Genomic DNA, 15,314 nt, shown 5'->3' on the forward strand with positions numbered 1-15,314 from the left:
CGTCAGTGAACCCGGTCGCTGTGCGCCCTGACGCCTTCCGCCCCGGACGGAGTCCCGTCCGGGGCGGAAGACGTGCTGGAAGGCGCGGACCGGGATCAGCCGTGGAGGTGGCGGCGCAGGTAGGCGTGCCAGGTCTGTTCGAAGGTCCGGGTGAGGGCCGACTGGGGGGCGAACACATCCCACGAGTGGTAGGCGTGGGCGTAGACGTGCAGGTCGACCGGGACGCCGGCGGCGATCAGGCGCTGCGCGAAGGCGATGTTCTCGTCGCGGAAGACATCGAACTGGGCGACGGCGATGAAGGTGTCCGGCAGACCGGCGACATCCGTGGCGCGGCCGGGCGCGCAGTACGGGTGCACGTCCGGCGCTCCCGCCCGCTCACCCAGCACGGCCGCCCAGGCGTGCAGGTTCTCCCGGCGGTCCCACACGCCGAGGTCCACGATCTCGTGGCTGGACCGGGTCTCGTTGCGGTCGTCCAGCATCGGGTAGTTGAGCGACAGCAGCCGCGGACGGCGCTCACCGCGGTCGCGGACCATGAGCGCGGCGGCCGTCGCGACCGCCCCGCCGCCGCTCGCCCCCGCGAGCCCGATCCGGTCCGGGTCGATCCCGTGCCTGGCGGCGTGCGCGGCGAGATACGTGTATGCCAGGTGGCCGTCCTCGGCTGCGCCCGGTGCCGGGGTGGGCGGCGCCAGCCGGTAGTCGACCGCGGCCAGTACGACGTCGAGCCGCAGGGCCAGGTCGGCGGCGTACGCGCGGGCTGTGCGGTCGTGGGCGCTGCCGAGGACCTGCCCGCCGGCGTGGAAGTACACCAGGGCCGGCCGGGCCCGGTCGGCGTCGCCGGGGTGGAACAGCAGCACATCGAGCAGGCTCCCGTCCGCGCGGGCGAGGTGCAGCGTCTCGGTCTTGACGCGTGGGTCCGCGTCGGGCGCGGGAAGCCACTCCTCGGCCGCCGCCACCCGCGCGCGGCACGCGGGGATGTCGGACAGGTCCAGCAGGGCGCCGTTCGGGGCCTTGGGCAGGGCGGCCAGCGCGGCGGCGAGTTCGGGGTCGATGTCGTAGGCCATGGTCTGTGTCCTTCCCGGAAGCGGAACGAGGGGACGTCGCCCGGGGCGGGGAACGCGGCCGGACCGGCGGCACCGGCGACACCGGCGTGCGGCGGCTGTGAATGCCCGTGCGGCACCGGGGCGTTGCCACCGCTCGAGAGTGCCGAGCGCGACGCGGCCGCGGCGGGCCCGGAGTCCTGTCCGACCCCACCGGGAGCCGAACGGGAGGCGCCTCGGACGTGTCTGATGATTGATCTCGTGTTGGGTCGTGGTGAGTTGACGGATGCGGCGCGGGGGCGGATGGCGCCTTTGCCGCCGGGGGTCGACGGCCGTGGGCGGCCGTGCCGGGGTCGCGGAGCCTGGCACGCACATCTGCGGCGTTGTCGTCACTCGCCGATTCCCCCACGCTCGGCTTCGCTCGCGCGGGGGCACCCCCATCGCGTCGACTCCCTCCTCCGCCTTGCATCTGCACGCACCAGCCCCCGCTCGGGTCGGCCGTAAGGCACCGCCGACCCGAGCCGACCTGATCCGGAAGAAAGGCCCTAGCGGGTGTAGTCCTGCGGCTCGAAGACGGCGGTGCGCTCCCGGTATGCCTCGATGCTGGCGGGCCAGTTGTTGACCACACGCCCGTCGCCCGTCTTGTACCAGCTCGCGCAGCCGGCGGCGAAGGCGGTGCCCGCGAGGTCCCGCTGGAGCTCCTCGTTGTAGCGCCGCTGCACCTCGGGAGCGACGTCCAGGGTGCGCGCCGGGTCGGCGTCGAGGGAGCCGAGGGCCTTGAGGACGTAGTCGATCTGGCACTCCACCATGAACAGGATCGAGTGGTGGCCCAGGTTGGTGTTCGGGCCGTAGAGCATGAACATGTTGGGGAAGCCGCTGACCGACACGCCGAGGTACGCCTCGGGGCCGTCCTTCCACGCCTCGCGCAGCGTCAGCAGGTTCCGTCCGACGATCTCCGCCCCGCCGGTGCGGTCGAGCGGCTGGAAGCCGGTGGCGTGCACGATCACGTCGGCCTCGTGCAGCCGTCCGTCCGCGGTCCTGATGCCCTCCGGCTCGATCCGCGTGATCGGCTCGCAGACCAGCTCGACGTTCTCGCGGGAGACCGCCGGATAATAGTCGTCGCTGATCAGCACCCGCTTGCAGCCGAAGGCGTAGTCGGGGGTGAGCCGGTCGCGCAACCGCTCGTCGGCGACCTGCGCGGCCAGGTGCTCCCGCGCCACCCGCAGGAACTCGTCGCGCACCGGGTTGCCGTCGTCGCGCAGGCCGGCGGCCCAGCCGTCGCGCTCGTGGTAGAGGCGCTCGCGCAGCGCGGCGTAGCGGTCGGGCCGGGCGAGCAGTTCGGCACGCTCGTCGTCACTCAGTGCCTTGTCCTGCCGCGGCAGCAGGTAGTTGGCGGACCGCTGGAACACCGTCAGCCGCTCGGTGTCCGCCGCGATGGCGGGCACCAGCTGGACGGCGCTGGCCGCGCTGCCGATGCAGGCGACCCGCTTGCCCGTCAGGTCCAAGTCCTCGGGCCAGCGGGCCGTGTGCACCTGGGTGCCGGTGAAGCGCTCCGCCCCGTCGATGCCCGCCCAGGCCGGCAGGTTGAGCTGGCCCCACGCGGTGATCAGCACACGGGCCCGCACCTGTTCGCCGCGGGCGGTGCGCAGCAGCCAGCGGCCGTCCTCGTCGGACCAGGTGGCGTGGGTGACCTCGGTGCCGCAACGGATGTGCTCCATCAGGTCCTGGCTCTCGGCGAACCGTTCGAGGTTGTGCAGGATCTCCGGCTGCCCGGCGTAGGTGCGGCTCCAGTCGGGCTGCTCGCCGAAGGAGTACCAGTACAGGTGGGACTGCACGTCGCAGGCCGCGCCGGGGTACGTGTTGTCGCGCCAGGTCCCGCCGATCGAGGCGGCCTTCTCCAGCACCGTGAACGCCTGCCGGCCGGCCTCCTTGAGACGGGCGGCCATACCGAGGCCCGACATCCCGGCGCCGATGATGACGATCTCGAAGTCCTCGTCCATACCCATCCCCTTCGTAGGGTCTCTTCCGCCGCTCCACCCTGACCAGATGTGCTGATCGACGGCTGAAGAACGACTGATGAATCGATCAGAAGATTCACCGGAAGTAATTGCAATAGAAAAGAAAACGGAAAAGAAACCCTCGCCGACTCGGAAAAGGAAGGCTCCGTGGAGCGCTTTGACAGCGCTCTCTTCGACCTTCTGTCGGCCTTCTGTGCGGGGTATGCGCAGGGAATATTCTGGCGCAGTGCGCTGACACGGAGCTGACGCGGCACCGACTTCCCGGATCCGACCCCCGAGGGGAATGCGGAACGAGGCTGCGGCAGTACGCCCCCGGCGGTTTTCCGGGCGTACTGCCGCAGCCTCGTCGCATCGGTACCGCAGCTCTTCGGCGCCGCCGCTACACGGGCACGGCGGCGTCCAGCGAGGGTGCCTGGTTGAGGATCTGCTGGAACCGCTGGCGCAGCCTGAGCGAAGGCTCCATGCCCAGCTCGCTCGCCAGCCGGCGCCGCGTGCTGTTGTAGGTCTCCACCGCCTCGGCCTGCCGCCCGGTCCGGTACAGGGCCAGCATGAGCATCTCCGTCAGCCGCTCCCGCCAGGGGTGGATGGTGCGCATGCGCTTGAGCTCACCGATGCTGTGCACCGGATCCGCCAGCTGAATCTCCAGCCACAGCTTGTCCTCGACCGCGCACAGCTGTTCCTCCTCCAGCGCCAGCGCCACGCTCTGCAGCATGGGCCCCCGGGCGACGTCCTGGAAGGGTGCGCCGCGCCACAGCGCCAGCGCCTCGCCGAGCAGGCGGTGTGCCCGCTCGGGAGCGTGCCGGGCACAGGCGCGGGCCTGGCCGACCAGCCGCCGGAAGGCTGCCGCGTCCGTCTCCTCGCCGCCCAGCTCCAGCACGTACCCCGACGAGCGCGTGAGCAGCTCGGGCGCCCGCCCGTCCGGTCCCGCCAGCTGCTGGAGGGTCCGCCGCAACCGGTAGACGTGGGCCTGGAGCGAGTTCTCGAAGGTGGGCGGGGGGTTCTCCCCCCACAGCTCGGCGTACAGCTGCTCGGCGGCCAGCGGCCGGCCGGGACTCACCAGCAGCGCCGCCAGCAGGGTGCGCTGCCGGTTGCCGCCCACGGTGTGCGTACGGCCGCCGGTGCGCACCTCCAGGGGGCCGAGGAACGCGCACATCGGACGGGTCTGGACTTCGCTGTGCTCCGAAGGCAGGGAAGGCAGCCTCCGTTCGTTGTTCGGATAGGCATCCTCGATCTGCGAATAGCTGATCACTTTGTCCTCCTGCCGTGCCGTACGCGGTTCCTTTAATTGACTCCGGTAACCTTCGCAACCGCAAGTATCGACATGGGGATGCCGTCCCTTCCAAGCCAGTGAATGTCCATTGAAACAATGCTGGTTTCCGCCGGTAATGTGGGGGCGAACAGGTTCATAGCGGACATCTGGATTGCGTGTTTCTTACGCCGGGCTGCCGATTATCGAGCCCAGCCACGGCCGGTTAGGACGCCGAGCCGACGGATTCCACATCGCCGCGCACTCTTTCATTGCGCGATCAGTAATCTGTCAGGTGCGGTTGCTTGGATCGCCGGTACCGCCGACCGCGACCAGAGAAAGAGGTGCCCGATGGGGGCCGTCCGTGAGCCGCTGCGCGTGGGGGTCCTGCTGCCGACCCGCGAGCAGGCGATCCTCGGCGAGCACAGCGCCTCCTCCCTGCTGGACTTCGCACGGCGCGCCGAACAGCTCGGCTTCGACTCCCTGTGGACGGGCGACTCGCTCACCGCACGCCCGCGGCTCGACCCCCTGGTGGTGCTGTCCGCGGTAGGCGCGGTGACCCGCCGGGTGCTGCTGGGCACCGCGGCCATGGCGCCGGCGCTGCGGCACCCGCTCACGGCCGCGAGCATGGTCAGCAGCCTGGACCACGTCAGCTCCGGCCGGCTCGTCCTCGGGGTCGGGCCCGGCTTCCCGGTGCCGGACACCGACGGGGAACCGGCCGACGCGGGCGACCCGGCGGCCGTCCGGGCCGGCGCCCTCGACGAGGTCACCGCACTGTGGCGGACAGCCTGGAGCAGTACCCGGCCCGGCGCACCCAACCACTTCGCGGGCCGGCACTGGCAGGCGGAGAACCTGGACCGGCTGATCTGCCCGGCCGCACCCGACGGGCCCCCGATGTGGCTCGCCACCGGCACCGACAGCGCCCGCACACTCGAACGGGCGGCCCGCCTCTACGACGGCTGGCTGTCCTCCCGTACCTCGGCCGAGTCCTACGCCGGCGCCCGGCGCCGCCTGGAGGACCTCTGCCGGCGCGCGGGACGCCGGGCCGGCGCGGTGACCCCGGCCCTGTACCTGACGGTCACGGTCGGCCCGGACGAGCAGCGCGCCAGGGTCGAGCTGGACGACTACCTCGAACACTGCTATGGGCGTGCCCTGGAACAGATGTCGGCCCTGTGCGCCTACGCCTGGGGTCCCAGCGAGCACTGCGCCCAGCGCCTCGCCGACTATGTGCGGGCAGGCGCCCGCCACATCCTGCTGCGCATCGGATCGCTGCGACCGGAGACACACCTGCGGGAGATCGCGGACGTCCTCGTCTCCACGGCCCGCCAGACAGATCAGGAGAGCACATGAGCGCCACCGGCAGCACCCGACGTGCCCGCTGGTTCACCACCGCCGGGGCCGATCCCCACGCCGACCACCAGGTGTTCCTGTTCCCGCACGCCGGCGGCACCGCCCCGGCCTACCAGGCGTGGGCCGCCACCCTGCCCTCCACGATGGACGTGCGCACCCTGCAACTGCCCGGCCGGCAGGAGCGGTTGGGCGAGGAGCCGTTCACCGACCTGGACCCACTGCTGGACGCGCTCCTGGAGGTCTTCGAGGCCGAACTGGACGGCCGGCCCTATCTTCTGTTCGGCCACAGCTTCGGGGCGCTGCTCGCCTACCGGCTGTCCGTAGCCGCCGCGTGGAACGGACTTCCGGCCCCCGCGCTCCTCGCCGCCTCGGCCTGGGCCCCGGCCCTGGAACCGGCCGCCGAACTGGACCGGGTCGCCACCATGTCGGACGCCGAACTCCTCGACCGAGTCAGCCAGTTGGGGCTGATGCCAGAGGGTGCGACGCTCGACCCGGCCACTCTCGCCTCGATCATGCCCGCGCTGCGCGCAGACTTCCTGGCCGCGGGCAGCCTGCGCGAGGACGGCGAACCGGCGCCCTGCCCGGTCGCGGCCTACTGCGGCACCGCCGACCCCATCGTGGCACCCGGCGCCATGGCCGCCTGGGCGGATCACTCGGCCGACTTCCTCGGCGCGACCGAGTTCCCCGGCGGGCACTTCTACCTGTTCGAGCACACCGCGACCCTCCAGCACAGCCTGGACCGCCATCTGCGCCGCCTGTCCGCCCGGATCTGACGACCGGCACGACGAGGCCCCCGCAAGCACGACCGTGCGTGCCTCCGGTCAGGCGTCACGTCCAGCCCCAGCGGTCGGGGGTAACGGGATGAGGGCCACTGTCATCGCTGACGGGCTCCGCGGAAGCGGTCGGGTGGGTTCCCGGCGAAGACAACCGCAGTGAAGGGTCCGGGCTGCCAAAAAGGAAAACGATTAATCGCTTTTGGAGTATCCTGGAGGTATGCCGAAAGTGAGCCAGCAGTACCGGGACGCCCGCCGCGCCGAGATCCTCGCCGCCGCCAGGCGCTGTTTCGTACGTGACGGTTTTCACGGCACGTCCATGCAGGATCTGCTGGCCGAGGTGGGCCTGTCCTCGGGGGCGGTCTACCGGTACTTTCCCGGCAAGCAGGACATGATCATCGCCATCGCCGAGGAGAACCTCGCGGAGGTGACAGGCGAGGTCCGCCGGATGACCGCCGTCAAGCCCGCCGCCGGCATCGGCGAACTGCTCGCCCGCATCTTCCAGGTGATCAAGGCGAAGCACGAGGAAGACGGCTTCGCCGCCATCGCCCTGCTGGTGTGGGCGGAGTCCCTGCGCGACCCCACCCTCGCCGAGCGGATCAAGAGCACCCTCGCCGACGTGACCGCGGAACTGGCTGACATAGTCCGGGAGCGCCAGGAGACTGGCGGCCTCCCCGCCGAGGTCCCCGCCGCTCAGCTGACCCAGGTGATCGTCGCGAGTGTCCCGGGCTACATCCTGCAACTGGCCACGCTCGGCCCGGCGGTGGTGGAAGGGCTTCCGGGCGCCGTCCGCGCTCTGTGGCCGGACTGACAGCGGCCTTCGATGGGCGGGGGAACCCATGGCGGCAGCGGCACTCCCCGAACGTGTGGACGGTCTCGTTCGCCCGCGCCGAAAAGGGCCGCGCCCTGTGTCTGACGATCAACGACGAACCCTTGCAGGGGCCCGAGGTTGAACCGCTCCGGGTCGTCTTCCTCAGTCTTGAGGGCGCCGACGCGAGCGCCGAGTCCTGGGCCGGGAGAGCCCGCGACCGCGTTCCGCAAGGCCTGGGCGACGAGTTCGCCGGCTCGCTCGGCGCGGGTGACGCGAGCCTGCCACTTCGTGACCGGCTGGAACATCGGAGGCTGGTTCAGCTCCTGGTACTCCGACTTGTACTCCACCTTCGTCGATACCGTGCTGGTGAGGGCGACCACCGGCCTGCGCGCCCACCAGGCGTCCGCCAGCGCCGCCGCGACGTTCGCCGCGCCGGGCTCCACTGCCCGTACACGACTGCGCGCTTGCCGGTCACGCGGGCGTAGGCGTCGGCCATCACGACGGACGCGGCTTCGCTGCGGGCAAGGTGCATGGCGATGCCTTGATCCCGCAGCGCCCGCCACAGCAGCAGGTCGCCGCCGGTGACGGGGAAGACGCGGTCGATGCCGTTGTCCTTCAACGCCCGGCCCACCGCGTATGCAGCTCTGACGGTGGCGGATACGGGGCTTGTGCTGCGCGCGGTGTTGGCTCGTTGTCGCGTCAGAGGTGGGGGGTGAGGGTCAGGCCCCGGGTCGTGACGTTCGGGAGTTGGCTCATTTCGGCGAACGCGCGCTGGTCATGCGCCGGGACGACGATCAGGTCGGGGATGCGCTGCATGACGGCCGCCATGCGCAGGATGTTCTGGCGGTTGCCCTCGGCGTCGAAGTCCCCCAGGCGCCTGATGAGGAAGGGGCGCTCCAGACGGCGGGTGAGTCCCTCGCGCTGCCACACCAGATCACCTACCAGGGCGTAGCGCACCTGGTTCGGCAGGGTCACGAAGACGATGACGCTGCCCGGCGTGTGTCCGGGAGCGGGTACGCAGACGATCGATCCGTCCCCGTACACGTCGTGGTGGCGCGGAAAGCCGAGGTAGGGGCCGCCCTCGAAGCCGAACTCCTGCCAGTTGAACGGCGTGTCCTGGAAGTAGCCGCGGAAGTTGCCGAACATCTCCGGGTTGTGGAACGCGGCGTGGTCGCGCGCGGAGATGAGGACCGGCAGGTCGGGGAAGTCGGTGATGCCGCTCATGTGGTCCCAGTGCGCGTGGGTGAGCAGGATGCCGGACAGCCGGCCGAAGTCGTACCCGGCCGCCTCGAGTTGCTCGACGGCGGGCTTCCAGACCTCGTATTTGGTCAGCCTCTGGAACAGCCGGGGCATCGTGGCGAACTGCTTGGCGATGTCGCGTCCGAAGCCGGAGTCGACCAGGAGGTCACCCTGGGGGTGCTTGATGAGCGCGGCGCCGATGTAGAAGTCCCGCCTGTCGAAGAGAGATCCGCCGCTGTACGCGTACGCGGCGACCCTGTAGTTGACGCCGGTGGGGACCGCGACCAGGTCCATGCCCGCCGGTGGTGTCGCCTCGGGGATCGGAACCGACGGGGGTAGCGCGGCGGGCGGCGGAAGCGCCGGGGAGCTGAGCCGGCGGACCAGGTGCACGGCGGGTACTGCGGCCGCGGCCACGAGGGGCCATTTCTTCACGATGCCCACTCCTTGGCTGTCGTCGTGTGGTGGCCGCTTAAGGGGGAGCGGCTGCTGGGCGGGGTGCTGAGGCAGGTCTCCCGCGAGTCATACAAAAACGAACGATCGTTGCTTTTTATGCTGCACCCACCCATGGGGACTGTCAAGGAGAACGATCGATCGCTTTTTTCCCGGCGTGGGCGCCTCGACCGGACCAGGTGGCGGCGCTGGATGCGGGTGCGGTCCCAGCCGAGCGCGGCGCCCAGGTTGCTCTGGCGCAGGCTGCCGCCGGCCTTGCTGAGCCCCGTGCCGGTCCGCCAGCTGACCGACGGCGACGCCCGGGACCAGCGCGTCCTTACCGGCCGTACCGGGTCCGAGCCGCCACCTGACCTGCCGGGGGAAGCGGGGCCCGGCAGGCCTGTGGCACCCTCGCTTGATCGAAGAGCGTCGCCACGGCTGTCCGCCGATCAGCCGATGGGCTCGGCCACGATGAGCTGGAACCGCTCGAAGGACAGCTTCACGGTGTTGTGCTGGGCAGTGGCAGTTCCGAGCGACTTGCCGGTGAACGGGTCGGTCAGGCGGTACCGCGTGCGGCCCAGACCGCGCAGCTCGACCGTTCCGTCCCACTGGTCGGCATAGAAGGCGTAGTGGAGGGTCCGCTTCGTGGCCACGACATGCGCCTCGGGCTTGTCGAAGCCGATGTCGTACAGCTCGCCGCGGTACTCACCGGTGGGCAGCATGTTCTTCTCGTACAGGGACACCCACTTGCGCCAGAGGACCTCCTTCTCCGAGGTGAGGTCGGTCGCCTTGTCCGGGGCTCCGGCGCCGGGGAGGGTGAACTTGGTCGACAGGACGGCTCCGACCCCGTAGGAGGAGGCGAAGTCGTCGCCGTTGTCGCTCAGTTCGACGTGGTCGCCGGAGTAGCTGCTGCCCGCGCCCATCAGCGCCTTCATCGACTTGCCCTTGCTCCGGACCTGGTAGGAGGACTCCGGGTCCGAGCCGGGGTACTGGTCGACGTAGGGCAGGTTGTGGAAGGCGAAGGCGGTGCCGCAGGGGCAGAGTTCGACGAGCGCGTCGGGGTTCGCCGCGCGCGCGGCTTCGTGGATCGCCTTCCAGAACCGCGCCAGGCCCTCGGTGGACTCCTCGGGGCGGGCGTGCCGGTGCTTCGGGTTGTAGCAGGGTGCGACGCTGTTGAGGTGCTGGCCGTCGATCTTGAGCCCCTCGTAGCCCCAGTCGCCGATGAACCTCTTCGCCTGCTCGACGAAGTAGTCCACGGTCGGCTGGTAGGCGGGGCAGAGCGTATAGGCGTCCCACCAGGTGACGTCCTGCCTGTTGCCGTCGCGGTCCAGCAACAGCATGTCGGAGCGGTCCCGGAGCAGGTTGCTGTCGGGGTCCGCCGCGAGCGGGGCCCACCACAGGCGCGGTCGCAGGCCGGCGTCCCGTATCTCCTTGGTGAAGGCCCGCATGTCCGCTTCACCGCGCGGGAACTTCGTCGTGTTGATGTCCCAGTCGCCCTCGTTGGTCTGCCAGCCGTCGTCGAGCACGACCCAGCGCAGGCCGACCTCGCCCACCTTCGGCAGCGTTGCGGTGACCTGCTCGACGGTGAAGTCGCGCTCGTAGCCCCAGGCACACCAGATGGGCTCGAAGGCCGAGGCGGGGACCTTGGGAGCGCGCTGGCCGATGTCGCTCATGTAGTCGCGGTACCGCCGGAGCGGCACGAAGTGGTCGCCCGGGAGGGCGGTCAGGAACGTGGTGCTGGTGCTGAGCCGACGGCCCGGCTTCAGGGTGCGGGCCGTGTCGTCCTGGATGGCGATGCTCGCGCCGTCGGCCGTCTTGCGGACCGGCATCCGCAGAATCGTCGCCACAGGCTCGACGTGTCCGACGGAAAGGCCCGCGCCCCGGCGCCAGACGGTCGCCAGCGGGGTGCCGCCGCCGTAGTCGGAGGAGTCCATCCCCAGCGAGTTCTCCTGGGCGTAGCCGTCCTTCACCGGCATCACCCAGTCGCGGCGGTCCGTGTACGTGGTGCCGGAGAAGGTGTAGAAGCCGCCGGGGGTCTCCAGGAGTTCATGGGCTCCGTTGCGCCACCCGGTGACCTCCAGCGCGGTGGAGGACCGGTTGGTGTAGGTCACCTTCATCACGATCATGCCGGTCAGACGCTCGAAGGAGGTCAGCTCGACCGTCTTGTGCACGCCTTCCTCGGACGTGCCCTCGATCGTCACCCGGACGCCCGCGCCGTGGCGGGGGTGCCGGGTGGCGCCGGTCCGGTGTCCGCGGTAGGCGAACGCCTCGATGGCCTTGTCGCCCACCAGCAGGGCTTCGCCGGCGTCGAAGCGGGTGAGGTCGACGCCCTTCAGTGCCACCCGGCTTCGCAGTTGGTCGTCGAACTCCAGGGTGATGGAGGTGTCGCCCACTCCGACGATGTCGGGATCCGAGTTCGGTGCGGCGGCCGCGGGTGAGGCGTTCATGGCCACGGTGGGGAGGGCGGCCAGGCCGGCACCCCCCAGCGCGACCTTCAGTACGCTTCGCCGGTTCATGTCCGTCATGTCGAACTCTCTTTCGATCGTGCGTGCCCGGCTGGGGCAGCTGCCTTCTGTCCGTCGTGGTGGATCGTTCAGAGTCGAGCCGCGTGCTCGCGGCGAAGCGACCGTCCGTAAGTCTGGTCGATGCCTGGTCTGCTACTGGTTTTCGCAGTGGGTCGGGTGGGGTCGGGGGACGGCGTGGCGTCCGAACGGGCACCCCGGTGCGAGGTCGCCTCCGGCGGCGGTGCGCGGCCGTCTTCGGTGAGCTGCTACAACACCGCCTCGATCACGGAGGGTGCCCGGGGCACGGCGAAACGTAAGGTCGCTCACGGGCGACTTCCTCATCACCGGGTGGCCTGCTGCGAGAACGTAAGTGGTATTCGAGTGGCATGTCAACGGGTGGGCCTCCCGGATGAGGGTTCGCCCCGTCGATCGAATTGGTATCTTTCTGGTATGACGGATGCGAGAACGCCGATGCCCAGAGGTCTGTTCGGGGACGATGCCCTCCCGTTGTACGAGCGCACGGCCGCGCAGCTGCTCGAGGACCTGCGCGCCGCTGCCGCCCGCCCCGGTGACCGGCTGCCCTCCGAGCGGGCTCTGGTCGAGCGGTACGCCGTGTCGCGCGTGACGCTGCGATCGGCCCTCGCGCAATTGGAGTCACGGGGCATCGTGCGGCCGTCGTCGTCGCGCGGGTGGTTCGTCGCCGAGCTCGGTCTGCTCCCCGAGACGCCGGTGACGTCCGGCTCGGTGGCCCCGCAGGTCCAGGGGTTCGCCGACTATGCCCAGGCCAACGGCTTGACGACGGCCAGCAAGGTGCTCTCCGCCACCGTCCGCCCGGCCACGGTGTCCGAGGCCGAGCAACTCCGGATCGCTCCGGGCGCCGACCTCTTCGACCTCCACCGGCTGCGCTTCCTCGACGGTCTGCTGGTCGTGCTCGAGCACAACCGGCTCCCTTTGGCGGCCTGCCCGGCCCTGGCCGAAACCGACTTCAGCACGGCCTCGCTCTACGCCACCCTGCGCGCCGCCGACCCGCCGCAGTTGCCCCGCGTCGCCGACTATTCGGTCGAGGCCCGCCACCCGACGCCACGGGAGATCGAGCTGTTCGAGATCGGGGAGACCATGCCGATGCTCGTCGCGACCCAGCTGACGTCGAACCAGGAATCACGCCCGATCGAACTGACCGTCCAGGTCTACCGGGGGGACCGCTATCGGTTCCGGGCCTCCATCACCAATCAGGGCTGATTGACCTCAGGTCACGGAGGCTCTCCTCCCTCACCACGTGCCAACTGCGGGGCGGACGTGTACCCCGGTCAATACCAGTTGCATACCAGAATAAGACTATTGACGGCCCACTGATGAGACCAGTACTGTCCCGACTGGGCTCCGGGCCAACGCGGCGAAAGGGCTCGAAATGCACGTTGAGTAAGGGGTTGGCAATGCAGAGCCCATTGAGCGAGGTGGTCCGGCGTCAGAAGGCCGGACAGCCGCAGGGCATCACCTCGGTGTGTTCGGCACATCCACTGGTCATCGAGGCCGCCGTGGTGCAAGCACGGGAGAGCGGCGGTCATGTACTGGTGGAGGCGACCTCGAACCAGGTCGACCAGTACGGCGGTTACACGGGCATGCTGCCCGCGGACTTCCGCGACCTCGTGTACCGCATCGCCGCCGAAAATGGTCTGCCACTGGACCGCGTGATTCTCGGCGGCGACCACCTGGGACCGAACCGGTGGCGGTCCCTGACTCCCGACGAGGCGATGGAACGGGCCGACGCCCTGGTCGCCGCCTACGTGGCGGCGGACTTCACAAAGATCCACCTGGACTGCAGCTTCGCGTGCGCCGGTGACCCCGTACCGCTGACCGACGACGTGGTCGCCGAACGCGCCGCGAGGCTGATCCGGGTGGCGGAGGAGACGGCCGGCCCCGAGCGGACCGAGCGGATCCGGTACGTGATCGGTACCGAGGTGCCCACGCCCGGCGGCGCGCACGAGACGCTCGGCACTCTCGTCCCGACCACGCCCGAGGCGGCGCGCACCACTCTGGAGCAGCACCGCAAGGCGTTCGCCCGGCACGGCATCGACGAGGTCTGGCCGCGTGTCATGGCCCTCGTCGTCCAGCCGGCCGTCGAGTTCGACCACCTTCAGGTCGTCGACTACCGGCGGGAGCTGACCGAGGAGCTGCGCAAGGTCCTCGACGACGAGCCCACCATGGTCTACGAGGCCCACTCGACCGACTACCAGACCGTCGAGGCGCTCACCGCGCTGGTCGAGGACCACTGGGCGGTCCTCAAGGTGGGCCCCGGGCTGACCTTCGCCCTGCGCGAGGCGCTGTTCGCCCTCGCCGCGATCGAGGACGAACTGGTGTCGGCCGCCGAGCGGTCACGGCTTGCCGAGGTCGTCGAGCAGCGGATGCTCGCGGAGCCGGCCAGATGGGAGGGCTACTACCCGGGCGGCGCCGCCGAGCAGCGCCTCGCACGCCGCTACAGCTACAGCGACCGAATGCGCTACTACTGGCCCGACCCCGAGATCGAAAAGGCCCAGGCCCGGCTCCTGGACAACCTCTCGGCCGTGGACATCCCCCTGCCGCTGCTCAGCGCACATCTTCCGCTCCAGTACGCCCGGGTCCGTCGCGGCGAGCTCGCCGCCCGGCCGCGCGACCTGGCCGTGGACCACGTCCGCGATGTTCTGCGCGACTACGACCGCGCCTCCCGCCCGAACCAGAAGGAGCACGTGTGACCACGCCCTCCGGCACGCTGTCCTTGGACGACGGCGCTGCCCACACCGTCCGCGAGATCACCCAGCAGCCCGCGCTGTGGCGCGAGGTCGACCGGATCGTCTCGGCCTCCCGGGACTCGCTGGACGCCTTCCTGCGTCCGCTCTTCGCCCGCGGCGACCTACGCGTGGTGCTCACCGGCGCCGGCACCTCCGCCTTCGCCGGCCAGGTGCTCCAGCCCGCCCTGGCCCGGCGTCTGGGACGGCGCGTCGACGCGGTTGCCACCACGGACCTCGTCGCCGACCCCCGCGGCTGTCTCGCCGAGGACGTGCCCACGCTGCTGGTCTCCTTCGCACGGTCGGGCGACAGCCCCGAGTCAGTGGCCGCCACCGCCCTGGCCGACCAGGTTCTCTCCGAGGTGCACCACCTCGTGATCACCTGCAACGAGCAGGGCCGCCTGGCGCGCGAACACGCGGAGCTGCCGAAGTCCCACGTGCTGTTGATGCCGCCCGGGTCCAACGACCGCGGCTTCGCCATGACGTCGAGCTTCACGTGCATGACACTCGCGGCACTGCTCGCCCTGGGCGGCAGCGCCTACGACGGCATCGCCGAACGCCTGGCCCGGGCAGCCGAGTCGATCACCGACAGCAGCGCTGTCGACCGGACCGTCGGCGCCCTCCTGGAGCGCGCTCCCGAGCGGATGGTCTTCCTCGGCAGCGGCCCGCTGAAGGGCCTCGCCGAGGAGTCGGCGCTGAAGGTGCTCGAACTCACCGGTGGGACGCTCATGGCCGTCGCGGAATCCTCGCTGGGATTCCGGCACGGTCCCAAGGCGGTGCTCAACGACCGCGCGGTCGCGGTGGTGTACATGTCGAACGACCCGTACACCCGCAAGTACGACCAGGACATCTATGCGGAGCTGCGCGGAAATCTGCCCGCCGGCAGCGTCGTCACGGTCTGCGCGGACTCCGGCGCCGGAACGGAGGGCACAGGCACCGACGCCTGGCCGCTTCCGGGCCTCGATGGCGTCGAGGACGCCGCCCTGGCGCTGTCCGCCGTGGTGTACGCCCAGCTCATCGCCCTACGTGCCTCTCTGGCCCGGGGCCTGCGGCCCGACAACCCGTTCCCCTCGGGTGAGATCAACCGCGTGGTGCAGGGCGTGACCGTGCACTCCTTGCACAACTGATCAAAGGCATCGACGGCG

Annotated in this window: 12 protein-coding genes; 6 read left to right on the top strand and 6 right to left on the bottom strand. The window is 70.3% G+C overall.

Annotation, left to right across the window (positions count from 1 at the left end):
* Positions 1-95: 95 nt before the first annotated feature.
* From ACSP97_RS31250 to ACSP97_RS31260, 3 genes are all read right to left on the bottom strand, one after another.
* A complete protein-coding gene (locus ACSP97_RS31250; RefSeq protein ID WP_440555349.1) occupies positions 96-1,061 on the bottom strand; it encodes an alpha/beta hydrolase fold domain-containing protein in 966 nt (321 codons plus the stop codon).
* A 521-nt stretch (positions 1,062-1,582) separates the two neighbouring features.
* The gene (locus tag ACSP97_RS31255; protein ID WP_440555351.1) at positions 1,583-3,037 is read right to left on the bottom strand and encodes a flavin-containing monooxygenase; all 1,455 of its coding nucleotides are present in this window, start codon (positions 3,035-3,037) and stop codon (positions 1,583-1,585) included.
* Positions 3,038-3,434: 397 nt separating this feature from the next.
* Positions 3,435-4,304: an AfsR/SARP family transcriptional regulator gene (locus ACSP97_RS31260; RefSeq protein ID WP_358269751.1), complete on the bottom strand. Its 870-nt coding sequence runs from the start codon at positions 4,302-4,304 to the stop codon at positions 3,435-3,437.
* A 348-nt stretch (positions 4,305-4,652) separates the two neighbouring features.
* Between ACSP97_RS31260 and ACSP97_RS31265 the strand changes: the two genes are divergently transcribed.
* From ACSP97_RS31265 to ACSP97_RS31275, 3 genes are all read left to right on the top strand, one after another.
* Positions 4,653-5,651, top strand: a complete 999-nt coding sequence (locus tag ACSP97_RS31265; RefSeq protein WP_355152789.1) for an LLM class flavin-dependent oxidoreductase — start codon at positions 4,653-4,655, stop codon at positions 5,649-5,651.
* On the top strand, positions 5,648-6,424 hold the full coding sequence (locus ACSP97_RS31270) for a thioesterase II family protein (protein WP_355152787.1): 777 nt from the start codon (positions 5,648-5,650) through the stop codon (positions 6,422-6,424). Before ACSP97_RS31265 ends, ACSP97_RS31270 begins: the two co-directional genes overlap by 4 nt.
* A 220-nt stretch (positions 6,425-6,644) precedes the next feature.
* A complete protein-coding gene (locus tag ACSP97_RS31275) occupies positions 6,645-7,235 on the top strand; it encodes a TetR/AcrR family transcriptional regulator (protein ID WP_440555354.1) in 591 nt (196 codons plus the stop codon).
* A gap of 316 nt (positions 7,236-7,551) precedes the next feature.
* Here ACSP97_RS31275 and ACSP97_RS31280 read toward each other — a convergent pair whose 3' ends face one another.
* The 3 genes from ACSP97_RS31280 to ACSP97_RS31290 form a co-directional block, all read right to left on the bottom strand.
* Positions 7,552-7,866, bottom strand: coding sequence for a thiamine pyrophosphate-binding protein (locus tag ACSP97_RS31280; protein WP_440555356.1), 315 nt, complete (start codon positions 7,864-7,866; stop codon positions 7,552-7,554).
* A gap of 68 nt (positions 7,867-7,934) precedes the next feature.
* Complete coding sequence (locus ACSP97_RS31285; RefSeq protein WP_440555358.1) at positions 7,935-8,906, bottom strand: MBL fold metallo-hydrolase; 972 nt, start codon at positions 8,904-8,906, stop codon at positions 7,935-7,937.
* Positions 8,907-9,352: 446 nt separating this feature from the next.
* On the bottom strand, positions 9,353-11,428 hold the full coding sequence (locus ACSP97_RS31290; RefSeq protein ID WP_440555360.1) for a glycoside hydrolase family 36 protein: 2,076 nt from the start codon (positions 11,426-11,428) through the stop codon (positions 9,353-9,355).
* Positions 11,429-11,857: 429 nt separating this feature from the next.
* Here ACSP97_RS31290 and ACSP97_RS31295 point away from each other — a divergent pair, with 429 nt between their 5' ends.
* The 3 genes from ACSP97_RS31295 (at position 11,858) to ACSP97_RS31305 (ending at position 15,296) form a co-directional block, all read left to right on the top strand.
* Positions 11,858-12,646 (top strand): GntR family transcriptional regulator, encoded by a 789-nt coding sequence (locus ACSP97_RS31295; RefSeq protein ID WP_355329514.1) that lies wholly within the window; start codon positions 11,858-11,860, stop codon positions 12,644-12,646.
* A gap of 194 nt (positions 12,647-12,840) precedes the next feature.
* A complete protein-coding gene (locus ACSP97_RS31300; RefSeq protein ID WP_440555363.1) occupies positions 12,841-14,136 on the top strand; it encodes a D-tagatose-bisphosphate aldolase, class II, non-catalytic subunit in 1,296 nt (431 codons plus the stop codon).
* Positions 14,133-15,296 carry an SIS domain-containing protein gene (locus ACSP97_RS31305; protein ID WP_355152778.1) on the top strand — a complete coding sequence of 388 codons (1,164 nt, stop codon included), beginning with the start codon at positions 14,133-14,135 and terminating at the stop codon, positions 15,294-15,296. The genes ACSP97_RS31300 and ACSP97_RS31305 overlap by 4 nt, the downstream gene beginning before the upstream one ends.
* Positions 15,297-15,314 lie beyond the last annotated feature (18 nt).

This window comes from Streptomyces sp. SCPE 10, assembly GCF_051980735.1.
Classification (GTDB): domain Bacteria; phylum Actinomycetota; class Actinomycetes; order Streptomycetales; family Streptomycetaceae; genus Streptomyces; species Streptomyces misionensis.